Annotated in this window: 10 protein-coding genes; 5 read left to right on the top strand and 5 right to left on the bottom strand. The window is 68.0% G+C overall.

Annotated elements, in window-relative coordinates:
* The first annotated feature begins 142 nt into the window (after positions 1-142).
* Complete coding sequence (locus F9288_RS13685; RefSeq protein ID WP_174837297.1) at positions 143-517, top strand: hypothetical protein; 375 nt, start codon at positions 143-145, stop codon at positions 515-517.
* 143 nt (positions 518-660) lie between these two features.
* On the opposite strand, the gene F9288_RS13680 is transcribed toward F9288_RS13685, so the two are convergent.
* Both F9288_RS13680 and F9288_RS13675 read right to left on the bottom strand, forming a co-directional pair.
* Complete coding sequence (locus F9288_RS13680; protein WP_174837296.1) at positions 661-1,806, bottom strand: winged helix-turn-helix domain-containing protein; 1,146 nt, start codon at positions 1,804-1,806, stop codon at positions 661-663.
* Positions 1,806-3,065: a DUF763 domain-containing protein gene (locus tag F9288_RS13675; RefSeq protein WP_174837295.1), complete on the bottom strand. Its 1,260-nt coding sequence runs from the start codon at positions 3,063-3,065 to the stop codon at positions 1,806-1,808. The genes F9288_RS13680 and F9288_RS13675 overlap by 1 nt, the downstream gene beginning before the upstream one ends.
* Positions 3,066-3,335: 270 nt before the next feature.
* Between F9288_RS13675 and F9288_RS13670 the strand changes: the two genes are divergently transcribed.
* Entirely contained in the window at positions 3,336-4,124 is a 789-nt protein-coding gene (locus F9288_RS13670) for a Crp/Fnr family transcriptional regulator (RefSeq protein ID WP_174837294.1), read from the top strand.
* Here the strand turns inward: F9288_RS13670 and F9288_RS13665 are convergent.
* Both F9288_RS13665 and F9288_RS13660 read right to left on the bottom strand, forming a co-directional pair.
* On the bottom strand, positions 4,114-5,082 hold the full coding sequence (locus F9288_RS13665; RefSeq protein WP_254621204.1) for a cation diffusion facilitator family transporter: 969 nt from the start codon (positions 5,080-5,082) through the stop codon (positions 4,114-4,116). The genes F9288_RS13670 and F9288_RS13665 overlap by 11 nt on opposite strands.
* Before the next feature lie 129 nt (positions 5,083-5,211).
* Complete coding sequence (locus F9288_RS13660) at positions 5,212-7,563, bottom strand: membrane-bound PQQ-dependent dehydrogenase, glucose/quinate/shikimate family (protein WP_254620884.1); 2,352 nt, start codon at positions 7,561-7,563, stop codon at positions 5,212-5,214.
* Between the two features lie 256 nt (positions 7,564-7,819).
* Here F9288_RS13660 and F9288_RS13655 point away from each other — a divergent pair, with 256 nt between their 5' ends.
* The 3 genes from F9288_RS13655 (at position 7,820) to F9288_RS13645 (ending at position 10,551) form a co-directional block, all read left to right on the top strand.
* Positions 7,820-8,335 (top strand): ferritin-like domain-containing protein, encoded by a 516-nt coding sequence (locus F9288_RS13655; protein ID WP_174837291.1) that lies wholly within the window; start codon positions 7,820-7,822, stop codon positions 8,333-8,335.
* Positions 8,336-8,355: 20 nt separating this feature from the next.
* Positions 8,356-9,237: an SDR family oxidoreductase gene (locus tag F9288_RS13650; protein ID WP_174837290.1), complete on the top strand. Its 882-nt coding sequence runs from the start codon at positions 8,356-8,358 to the stop codon at positions 9,235-9,237.
* 141 nt (positions 9,238-9,378) lie between these two features.
* Complete coding sequence (locus F9288_RS13645) at positions 9,379-10,551, top strand: acyl-CoA dehydrogenase family protein (protein ID WP_174837289.1); 1,173 nt, start codon at positions 9,379-9,381, stop codon at positions 10,549-10,551.
* On the opposite strand, the gene F9288_RS13640 is transcribed toward F9288_RS13645, so the two are convergent.
* On the bottom strand, positions 10,545-11,399 hold the full coding sequence (locus tag F9288_RS13640; RefSeq protein WP_174837288.1) for a LytTR family DNA-binding domain-containing protein: 855 nt from the start codon (positions 11,397-11,399) through the stop codon (positions 10,545-10,547). The genes F9288_RS13645 and F9288_RS13640 overlap by 7 nt on opposite strands.
* Positions 11,400-11,414: the final 15 nt, after the last annotated feature.

Here is an 11,414-nt window from a genome sequence, read left to right as displayed (position 1 = left end):
GCGGGTTGAAGCTCAGGAAAAACGGATTCCGCATCGCGAACCCGGCCACCTCATCGCGACCCCGCGACTGCATGGGTTCAAATCTTCGGCGAATCATGAGGCCGTTCATTTGGCAGTCGGGTTTGACGGTATATAAGGCGATATGAATCGCTCGACGCCGCCGCATTTCCGCGCCTTCGCTATCGCGCTTTCTCTCGGGGCTGGGGCCGGCTGGGCGATGCCGTCGGTCGCGCAAACGGCGCCGGCGGCTGGCGCGCCCCTGAGTTCCGACACCATTCGTCTCACCGACGAGCAGCGCGACAGGATACTCGAGGGGAACACCGAGGACAGCGCCGCCGCCGCGCGCGGCGAGCTGACCAGCGCGGAACGCGCCGATCGGCGCATCCACGGCGAGGTCGGCATGATGATCGGGACGGCCGGCACGCGCGGCATATACGGCACGGCGGCGATCCCCTTGGGCGATAACGCCGGCGCGGTTGTGTCGATCGAAAGCAGCCGCTTCGGCTACAGACGATAGCGCTTTGACGGCACGCCTCGCGTCAGGGATGATTAGCGTGCCGGTTCCCCGACTTCGACGGCGCTGAATTTCCGGTTCTTCCCCGGATCGTCGATCCGGACGATGAAGCGCTCACGCGGATCGATCGGGAAATCGCGACAAGATCAGCCCAATCCCAGCCAACGTTCCATGCTCTCCAGCTCCAGGCGGAGCGCCTCATGCGTGTGGCCAGGCGCGTCCGGTTCGAGGTGAACGGACCGGACGATCAGCCGTTTCGCCTGCCGGTCGGCCTTGAGGTCGACCCGTGCGACCAGCCGACCGCCGAGCAGGAAGGGAAGCACGTAATAGCCGTATCGCCGTTTCTCCGCCGGCACGTAGATTTCGATACGATAGCGGAAGCCGAACAGGCGCTCGGTGCGATCGCGCTCCCAGACCAGCGGATCGAACGGAGCCAGCAGCGCCCGCGCCTCGATCCGTCTCGGCCGGCGGGCGTCGCGGTGCAGCCACGCCTGCCGCCAGCCGGGGACGGCGACCGGGATCAGCACGCCCTCCTCCGCGAGGCTCTGGATCGCGGGCCGCGCGTACTGTGGCGACTGGCGGAAATAATCGCGCAGCTCACCATCGGTGGCGATGCCCAGCGCGGCGGCGGCGCGCTCGATCAGGCCGCGATGCGCCTCGGCGTCCGAAGGCGTCGGGCGGGCAAGCACCTCGCCCGGAATGACGCGCCCGGTGAGGTCATAGACGCGCTCGAAACCGCCGCGCCGCGTGGCGGTGGTGATGTGGCCCGCCCAGAACAGCCATTCGAGCGCGCGCTTGGTATCGCTCCACTCCCACCAGCCGGACTGCCCCTTGTGGCTCTCGAAGTCGGAGGCGGCGAGCGGCCCCTCGCCCCGGATTCGATCCAGCAGGGCCATCGCCTCCGCGCGGCGCTCCGTGGCGTAGAGGCGCATCCGGCCCCAGCCGGTTTCGCCGCGATCGGCCTGCGCCATCCGCCAGCGGAGCAGCGGATGGAAGTCGAACGGCAGGAGCGAGGCCTCGTGCGCCCAATATTCGAACAGCCCGCGCTGGCGCTTAGGCCCCCATGCCAGCCGGTCGAAATCCGCCCGATCATAACAGCCGAGCCGCGAGAAAGCGGGAAGATAATGCGCGCGCGCCAGCACGTTGACGCTGTCGATCTGGTGGAGGTTGAGCCGCGCCACCGTGCGGCGCAGATGCGCCGGAGCCGGTAACGCAGGACGCGCCACGCCGAAACCCTGCGCGGCAAGCGCGATGCGCCGCGCGAGCGGCAGGCCGATCCGTTCGACCGCCATCAGCCCGGCTGCGCCGCCGGATCGCGCGTGGCCGGCGGCTCCCAGCCGAACACGCTGCGACCGCCATAATCGTGCGAGCGCGCGAACTCCCCGGCGATGATCGCCGCCACCGAGGGGCCGGACACGGCCCCCTCCAGCCGCCGCGCCTGCGCATCGAGCCGCCGGATCGCCGCCAGTTCCTCCTCACGCCCGAGCTTCGCCTTCACCACGGCGGATTTCATCACTGCGATCGTGTGATCATAGACCCTGGTCGGCACAGGATAGGGATGCCGGTCCTTGCCCCCATGGGCGAGCGAGAAGCGCGCCGGATCGCTGAATCGGCAGGGCGCGCCGTGGACCACCTCCGCCACCAGCGCGAGCGCGCGGACGGTGCGCGCGCCGACGCCCGGCACCAGCAGCAGCTCCGCGAAATCCGCCGGGCCGCGATCGGCGGCGGCGGCGAAGGCGGCATGGAGCCGCCGGTCGACGACGTCCGCCGCCCGCACGTCATGGTGGTCGGGCAGGACCAGATGCGGAAGCAGCGGCTCCGTCGCGGGCGCAGTTGCCGTCTTGCCCTCCAGCCGGGCAAGCTCGCGCGCGATCCCCGTCGGGCCGGCATCGGCAAGCAACTCGAGCTGGCGCGCGCGCGATTGCGCGGCGCGGCGGTCGGCGAGATTGACGATTCGTCCCTGCCCGTGCCCTTCGATCGCGGCGTGGGGCGTATCGACGAAGCTCTCCAGCCCCTCCGACAGCCAGTGATAGCGGCGCGCCTGCCGGCGATCGCCGTTCATGCCCTGCTGGACGACGACCCAGCACCCGTCGTCGGTGACGATGAAGCCGTGGAGATAAAGGTCGAACCCGTCCTGAACCGCCGCATTATCGACCTTCGCGACCAGCCGGCTGACCCGTGCCAGCGCCATGCCGTCGATGCCGATGCGATCGCCGACCGCCGCCAGCTCCTGCGGCGTCGCGCGGCTGTGCCGGCCCCTGCCGCCACAGACATGAATACCGAGCTCGCCGGACAGCGGCGCTAGCCCGCGCTTGAGCGCGCCGATGACGCTCGTCGTGATGCCGGACGAGTGCCAGTCCATGCCCATCACCGCCCCGAACGACTGGAACCAGAAGGGGTGCGCAAGTCGCCGCAGCAGTTCGTCGCGGCCATATTCGAGGACGATCGCCTCGACGATGACCGCGCCCAGCCTGGTCATGCGCTGGCCGAGCCACGCGGGCACACGCCCGCCGTGGAGGGGAAGGTCGGCGCTGCCGGAACGCCGCCCCATCACGCCGCCCGCGCGGGAATCCGGCGCGTGGCCGGGGTCGGGATCACGGGAAGGAACTCCATTGGAATTCGTCTAGCACGCGCGGAACATCAAGGGAACAGGCACATTCTTCCGATCGTTGTCGACCGATAAGAACGCGGCGAATCATCATTTCCACCGATCGCTGAAACGGAACCATCCGCCTCTTTCCCCGGCGATCACAACATGGATCAATGACCCCGACTCGCCCCCCGCGCATTCTTGATGTTTCGGAATGCACGGGAGCGCGCGATGCATGAGACGTCCGATCCGGCCGTCGAAGCGACTTCGGCGGAGGCGCGAACAGGCGACGCGCTGGATGTCCACCGGGCGCATACCTATCTCGCCAGGCCGGGGGAACGTCTCACGCATATCTTCCTGCTGATCGACGGCTGGGCCGCGCGCTACCGGCTGCTCAGCGACGGGCGACGGCAGATAACGGCGGTGTTCGTGCCCGGCGACTTCTGCGATCTCGCGTGGCGGCGCGCCCGCACGACGACGCAGCATGTGATCGCGCTGACGCCGATCCGGGCGCTCCGGATCGATATCGGCGAGTTCGAACACCATGTCGAATGCGATCCCGGCATTCGGGCGATCGTCGAGAACGAGGCGCATCTCGCGTCGGAAACACAATGCGAATGGCTGGTCTCGCTCGGGCGGCGCACCGCGATGGAGCGGCTGGCGCATCTGTTCTGCGAGCTTGTCGAGCGGATCGGGCGGGTGAGCGGCAATGGCAGCGGCACCTGCGAGATGCCGCTGACGCAGGTGGACCTCGCCGACGTCACCGGCCTCACCCCCGTCCACGTCAACCGGACCTTGCAGCAGATGCGGCGGGCCGGGCTGATCGAGCTGAAGTCGAAACAGCTCCGCCTGCGCGATTTCTCCAGGCTCAGGAAGATCGCGTTCTTCAGGTCGAACGCGGAAGGGCGGCGGTTCAGGAACAATGTCTTCGGCGCGCTCCGGCTGTTCCAGCGCGCTCCCGCCGTCCCCTGCCAGCCTTCCCCTGCGATCGAGGAGGAGGACCGGCTCATCATCGCCTGAGTGGACGCTGCTGGATCAGCGCGTCCTCCCGCCGCTCGGGGCGGATATAGATCGAGGTCAGCTCCGGCAGCGCCGCCTTCATCCTCGCCTCCAGCTCCTCGATCAGCAGTTCCGCGCGCCCCATCGGCAGGTCGTCGGCGAAGTCCGCGCTGATCGCCACGAACACCGCCTCGGGCGAGGTGTGGATCGTCCGCACATGATTGACGGCGGTGATCTCCGGTCGCTCGTCGAGCATCCGCCAGACGGTGTCGATAATCGCGGCGTCGGCGCTCTCGCCGATCAGCAGCCCCTTCGCCTCCCGCGCGAGCAGCACGGCGACGCCGGCCAGCACCAGCCCGATCGCGATCGAGGCGATGCCGTCCAGCCGGGGGTCGCCGTAGTGATGGCTCGCCCAGATGCCGCTTGCGGCCAGCAGCAGGCCGATCAGCGCGGCGCTGTCCTCGAACAGCACGATGAACCCGGCGGGGTCCTTCGAGCGGCGGATAGATTCCCACCAGCGCCGACCGCCGCGCTCGCTATCGAACTCGCGCACCGCGATTCCCCAAGACATCCCCTCCAGCAGGGCGGCGATGCCGAGCACGACATAGGCGGCCGTCGGGTTGCGCAGCAGCTCCGGCTCGCGGACATGGGCCAGCCCTTCATAGACCGACAAACCCGCCCCGCCCGCGAAGATCAGGATCGCGACGATGAACGCCCAGAAGTATAGCTCGCGGCCATAGCCGAACGGATGCAGCGCGTCGGCCGGCCGCCGCGCCCGCCGTTGCCCGTAGAGCAGCAAAATCTGGTTGGCGCTGTCGACCAGCGAATGCACCCCCTCGGTCAGCATCGACGAGGAGCCGGTGATCGCCGCGGCGACGAACTTGGCCACCGCGATCCCGATATTGGCGGCCAGCGCGCCGTAGAGAACGATATTCGCGCGCCAGCCTTCTCCGCCGGCGGCGTCCTGCCCGCCGCTCAATGGTGAAGGAAAAGCCACAGCAGGATGATGACGGGGATCGGTATCCCGATCAGCCACAGGATACATCCCTTGCCAAGATTCATGTCGGCTTCCTTTCCGTTGCGGTGATCGTGAGGGCGCCTCAGCGCGCTATCGGGGCAGCGCGAAGGCCAAGGTATAATCGCCGTAAGCGGTGCCGAGCGCGCCGTGCCCCCCGGCAGTGATGACGACATATTGCCGCCCGTCGCGCCCCAGATAGGTCATCGGCGTGGCCTGCGCCCCGGCGGGCAGCCGCGCCTTCCACAGCACCTTGCCGCTGGCGAGGTCATAGGCGCGCAGATATTGATCGGTCGTCGCACCGATGAAGGCGATGCCCGATGCGGTGACGATCGCCCCACCGAGATTGGGCACGCCGGTCTTGAGCGGCACGCCGATCCGCGTGCCGAACAGCCCGGTGTCGCGCGCGGTGCCGAAAATCTCGTTCCACTTCACCTTGCGCGTGTTGAGGTCGACCGCCGTCAGCTTGCCCCACGGCGGGGCGCTGCACGGCGCGCCGAATACGCCCATCCATGCCTGCACCACCGCGACATAGGGGGTGTTGTATTGCGTATAGAGCTGGGCCGCGCGCGCGTTCTCGCCGCCCTGCTTCTTCTTGAGCAGCGGGCCGACGCGCGGGTCGTCGCGGCGCATCAGCTGGATCTTGAACGGCATCTCCATCGTGTTGACCACGAACATCTGCCGCACCGGATCGACCGCCGCGCCGCCCCAGTCGGTCACGCCGTCGAATGCCGGGTGGCCGATGATCGGCTTCAGCCCGACCGGCTGGTAGATGCCCGCGCCCTGCGTGCGGCGGATGTCGATGCGGCAAAGGAGCTGGTCGATCGGCGTCGCGCCCCAGGTCGCGCGCTCGCTCGGCGCGGGCGGAGTGAAGGACGGCAGGCCGACCGACCACGGCTGCGTCGGCGAGACCTTCACGCCGGGCGTCGCCCCGTCCTGCCGCGCGGGGCGCTCCTCGATCGGGGTGATCGGCGATCCGTCGAGCCGGTTGAGGAAATAGACCTGCCCCATCTTGGTCGTCTGGATCAGCGCGGGGATCACGCGGCCGTCCGGCGCGCGATAGTCGAACAGCGACGGGCCGATCGGCAGATCCATGTCCCACATGTCGCGGTGGACGAGCTGGCGCACCCAGCGGAGCTTGCCGGTCGCGATCTCCAGCGCGACGATCGCCGTGCCGAACCGATCGTCGAACGGCCGGCGCCAGCCGATCCAGTAATCGGGCGAGGCATTGCCGGTGCCGAGATAGACGAGGCCGTTCGCCGGATCGGCCGTCATCGCGCCCCACACGTTGGGCGTGCCGCGCGTGTAATCCTGCCCGGCCGGCAGCGGCGCGATCGCGTCGGGCGAGCGGCCCACGTCCCACGCCCAGACCGGCGCGCCCGTCACCGGATCATAGGCGCGCACCACGCCGGAGGGGATGTCACGGTTGACGTTGTCGACGATCCGCTCGCCGATGATGAGCCGCCCGTTGGCGACCACCGGCGGGGAGGTGCTGATCTGGTCCGCCGGATGCGACACGCCCATGTTCGCGCGCAGGTCGATCGCGCCGTTGGTGCCGAAGCCAGGACACGGCTGCCCGGTTTCGGCATCGAGCGCCATCAGCCGCGCATCGAAAGTCGGCGCGAAGATGCGGCGCGGGCACGGCGTGCCGGCCGGCGCCTCGAAATAGGAGACGCCGCGACAGACGAGATAGGAATTGCCCGTCCGGTCGGCGGTATCCTTCCAGCTCCATTTGGTGTGGCCGGTGGTGGCGTCGATCGCCTGCACCACGGAATGCGGCGTGCAGGTGTAGAGTGTGTCGCCGATATGGATCGGCGTCGCCTCCGAATGATATTCGCGCTTGTGCTGCACCGCTTCCGCCACGTCGGGCAGGTCGCCGGTGCGCTGCGTCCAGGCTAGCTTCAGTTGCGCGACATTGCCCGGATTGATCTGCGTGAGGCTGGAATAGCGCTGGCCGGCGAGTGTGCCGCCATAATGCGTCCAGTCGCCGTTCGCGGCATCGCCGGCCGGGGCGCCGGCGGGCGTGAGCGCGGGCGCTTCCTCGGCGACCGCGCCGTGGCTGCGCAGCAGCGGCACCGCGATCACCCCGGCGGCGATCGCCGCCGCGACGGGCGCGGCGACCCGCCTGCCCCGCCCCATGCCCCGGCCGACCGCGGTCAGCAGCACGAGCACCAGCAGCACGGTCGGCGCGACGACGCGGGGGATGAGCTGCAACCCGTCCAGCCCGACCTCCCAGATCGCCCACGCGCATGTGCCGAGCCAGATCAGGACATACAGCCAGCGCCCGCGCGGATCGTCGCGCGCGATCAGGATGCCGCTCGCGATCATCGCGACACCCGCGATCACATAATAAGGCGAGCCGCCGAGCGAGACGAGCACGCCCCCCTCCACCGCGAAGAAACAGCCCAGAAGCGCGATTGCCACGCCAAGGATGCGGACCGCCATTAATCGCATCGTGCCTTCTCCGCGATTGCCCCGTCGTCGAGACGGACAGAACGCACGAGAAACGATCTGGATGCCCAAGCGGCCGGCGGCCCCCAATCATCCGCGCGAAAAGGGCTGCTCGTAACCCATGTTATGACCAAAATCGCGCCCGCGATGCAGCGCATTCCCTCGCCGGGGTGTTCTTGCACATGTCCCTGAAATGGCGAGGGCGCGCATCGGGCATCCTGTCCGGTCATTCAGTCGGAGGAGAGAAGACGTGGGACTTTTCAGCAAGGACATCGAGACTTTGCACGATCTGTTCCTGCATACCTTGCAGGACATCTATTATGCCGAGAACCAGATCACCAAGGCGCTGCCCAAGATGATCGAGAAGGCGACCGACGATCAGCTTCGCGCCGGCTTCGAGCAGCATCTCGAGGAGACGCGCGGGCAGATCGAGCGGCTGGAGGAAGTGTTCGGCCTGCTCGACGAGAAGGTGAAGGCGGTCGACTGCCCGGCGATCGATGGCATCATCAAGGAAGCCAACGAGGTTGCCGGCGATATCGCCGGCAAGGCGGTGCTCGACGCCGCCCTGATCGCCTCGGCACAGGCGGTCGAGCATTACGAGATCACGCGCTACGGCACGCTGATCGCCTGGGCGAAGGAGATGGGGCACAAGCAGGTGATCCCGCTGCTCCAGGCGACGCTCGACGAGGAACGGGCGACCGACGAGAAGCTCAGCGATCTCGCCGAAAGCGGCGCTAATGCCCGCGCGGACAACATACCGGCCTGAAGCAGGGAGAGGCAAACGACATGACCGGGAAGCTCGTCGATCCGACCGACCGATATCATCGCGGCGACTTCCCGGAACAACGGCAGGAATGGCCGGGCCTCCAGCGCGACATGGAGCCGGTGCCGGATTGCGGCGAGGCGAGCTATGTCGGCACGGGTCGCCTCACTGGTCGCCATGCGCTGGTGACCGGCGGCGATTCAGGCATCGGCCGGGCCGCCGCGATCGCCTTCGCCCGCGAAGGCGCGCGGGTGGCGATCAACTATCATCCCCGCGAGCAGCCCGATGCCGACGATCTCGCGCAGGTGTTCGCCCGCGACGGTCAGGAACTGGTGCGATTACCCGGCGACGTGACCGACGCCGCCTTCTGCGCTGGGCTGGTCGACGAGGCGCGGGAGAAGCTCGGCGGGCTGGACCTGCTCGTCATCAACGCCGGCTACCAGCAGGCGCGCGAGTCGATCGAGGACATTTCCGACGAGCAGTTCGATCGCACGATGAAGACCAATCTCTACGCGATGTTCTGGCTCGCGAAGCGCGCCGTCGGCTCGATGCCGGCCGGATCGGCTATTATCATTACCGCCAGCGTCAACAGCTTCAACCCCAGCGACGACCTGCTCGACTATGCGACATCCAAGGGCGGGATCGAGATATTCACCAAGGGGTTGGCCAAGCAGCTCGCCCCGCGCGGCATCCGCGTCAACGCGGTCGCGCCCGGACCGGTGTGGACGGCGCTCCAGATATCGGGTGGGCAATCGGAAGAAGGTGCGCGCAAGTTCGGGCAGGACACACCGATCGGCCGCGCCGGCCAGCCGGTCGAGCTTGCCGGCCTTTACGTCACGCTGGCGGAGAGCGGGACCAGCTTCACCACCGGCAGCATCTTCGGCGCCAACGGCGGAAGCCTCTGATCGGACGATCGCACTCATAGGGTTTCCCTATGACAATTTCAGGCATAACCTCGCGCGATCTTTTCGTGGCGGGCGGCGCGTGCAAGGGCGATAACAGCGGCGACACGTCGCCGGCCGACCGCCATTGCAGAAAGCGCAACGATGAATCTCAGCCCGTATGACAGCGAGGATTTCCCCGAGATCCGCGAGGGCGTGCGACGGTTGTGCGCCGAATTTCCGGGCGAATATTGGCGCAGGCTGGACGAGAAACGCGAATATCCCACGGCCTTCGTCAAGGCGCTGACCGACGCGGGCTATCTCTCCGTGCTGATCCCGGAGGAATATGGCGGCTCGGGGCTGGGCCTCACGGCGGCGGCGGCGATCCTCGAGACGATCCAGGCGGAGGGTTGCAACGGCGGCGCGTGCCATGCGCAGATGTACACGATGGGCACGATCCTGCGCCACGGGTCGGAGGAGCAGAAGCGCGCCTATCTCCCGAAGATCGCCACCGGTGAACTGCGCCTGCAAGCCTTCGGCGTGACCGAGCCGACCAGCGGCACCGACACCACCGCGTTGCGCACCACCGCCGTTCGCGACGGCGATCATTACGTGGTGAACGGCCAGAAGATCTGGACGAGCCGCGCCGAGCATTCCGACCTGATGCTGCTGCTCGCGCGCACCACGCCGCGCGATCAGGCGACGAAGAAGACGGAGGGGCTATCCACCTTCATCGTCGACATGAAGCAGGCGCTGGCCGACGGCTCGCTCACCATCCGCCCGATCCGCACGATGATGAACCACGCGACGACGGAGGTGTTCTTCGACAACATGCGCATCCCCGCCGCCAACCTGCTCGGCGAGGAGGGTAAGGGCTTCCGCTATATCCTGTCGGGCATGAACGCCGAGCGCACGCTGATCGCGGCGGAATGCGTCGGCGACGCGAAATGGTTCACGAAGAAGTCGGTCGAATATGCCGGCGAACGCCATGTGTTCGGCCGCGCGATCGGCAAGAACCAGGGCATCTCCTTCCCGATCGCGCGCGCCTACGCCAACATGCGCGCGGCCGAGTTGATGGTGCATGAGGCGGCGCGGCTCTACGAGGCAGGCAAGCCCAACGGCGCGGAGGCGAACATGGCCAAGCTGCTCGCCGCCGACGCCTCGGTCGAGGCCGGCAACGCCTGCATCCAGACGCACGGCGGCTTCGGCTTCGCGGAGGAATATGACGTGGAGCGCAAGTTCCGCGAGACGCGGCTCTATCAGGTCGCGCCGATCTCGACCAACCTGATCCTGTCTTTCCTCGCCGAGCATGTCCTCGGGCTGCCGAGGAGCTATTGAATCGTCAGCGCCGCATCGAAACCATCGGCGAAGCGGCGCGAGAGCGGGGCTTCCACGCCGCCCGACAGGAACAGGCGGCGGTCACCGCTGCCGGCAGGTTCGATTTCCTCGATCAGCCGGATGTTGACCAGCCACGAGCGGTGACTCCGTACGAAGCCGGCGGCGTCCAGCTCCGCTGCGCATGCGGAGAGCGTTCCCCGGACGAGGGGCTTCCGGCCGTCGACCAGATGATATTCGACGTAATTTCCCGCCGAGGAGACCGCCGCGACCTCCGCCGGGCGGACATGGATCACGCGCCCGCCCTCGCGCAGCACGAGCCGACGGTCGGTATCGGCCGGCGCTTGGGTCACCGACGGCCGGCGCGCCAGCACCGCCGTCGCGCCAAGCACCATGATGAGGATCGCATAGACCGCGATCTCCTTGGGTAATTCGAAGGCCCATCCCCTCGCGCCGTCGAAGTCGTAGCGCATGCCGAAGGCGGCGAAGATCGCCGTGCGCAGCGCGACGAAGCCCCAGACATGCGCCAGCGCGAACGCCGGCAATCCCGCCAGGAGCAGCGCGGCCGCCCTCCCCCGCCGTGTCGGCCAGTCTTCCAGCACGCGACGGACAAGCCGGCCGAGCGGCCAGAGCAGCGCGAAGATGACGGCGGTACTGGTATATTCATAGACCGCGATCCGCCAGTCGTCGCCATGCCGGCCGTCCAGCCCGGACCAGACGTTCATGCTGGTGACGAGGAACGTGCCGATCGCAGCGGCGGCGTAGCCGAAGGCGGGCACGCCGCTCGTCCCCACGGGAACGCCGGACGCACCACCACGATCGCCGCTCATACCATCCGCGTCCCCGGCCATCCCGCCTCTATGGCG

Origin of the sequence: Sphingomonas sp. CL5.1 (genome assembly GCF_013344685.1) — a bacterium.
In the GTDB taxonomy this organism is placed as follows: Bacteria; Pseudomonadota; Alphaproteobacteria; order Sphingomonadales; family Sphingomonadaceae; genus Sphingomonas.
Note: the sequence above shows the minus strand (reverse complement) of the source record. Positions and strands in the feature narration are given on the sequence as shown.

Coding starts and splice junctions, on each gene's coding strand:
- F9288_RS13680 (WP_174837296.1), bottom strand. CDS start 1,806: ATGGCGGTCGAACGGATCGGCCTGCCGCTCGCGCGGCGCATCGCGCTT.
- F9288_RS13660 (WP_254620884.1), bottom strand. CDS start 7,563: ATGGCGGTCCGCATCCTTGGCGTGGCAATCGCGCTTCTGGGCTGTTTC.
- F9288_RS13670 (WP_174837294.1), top strand. CDS start 3,336: ATGCATGAGACGTCCGATCCGGCCGTCGAAGCGACTTCGGCGGAGGCG.
- F9288_RS13675 (WP_174837295.1), bottom strand. CDS start 3,065: ATGGGGCGGCGTTCCGGCAGCGCCGACCTTCCCCTCCACGGCGGGCGT.
- F9288_RS13640 (WP_174837288.1), bottom strand. CDS start 11,399: ATGGCCGGGGACGCGGATGGTATGAGCGGCGATCGTGGTGGTGCGTCC.
- F9288_RS13650 (WP_174837290.1), top strand. CDS start 8,356: ATGACCGGGAAGCTCGTCGATCCGACCGACCGATATCATCGCGGCGAC.
- F9288_RS13685 (WP_174837297.1), top strand. CDS start 143: ATGAATCGCTCGACGCCGCCGCATTTCCGCGCCTTCGCTATCGCGCTT.
- F9288_RS13645 (WP_174837289.1), top strand. CDS start 9,379: ATGAATCTCAGCCCGTATGACAGCGAGGATTTCCCCGAGATCCGCGAG.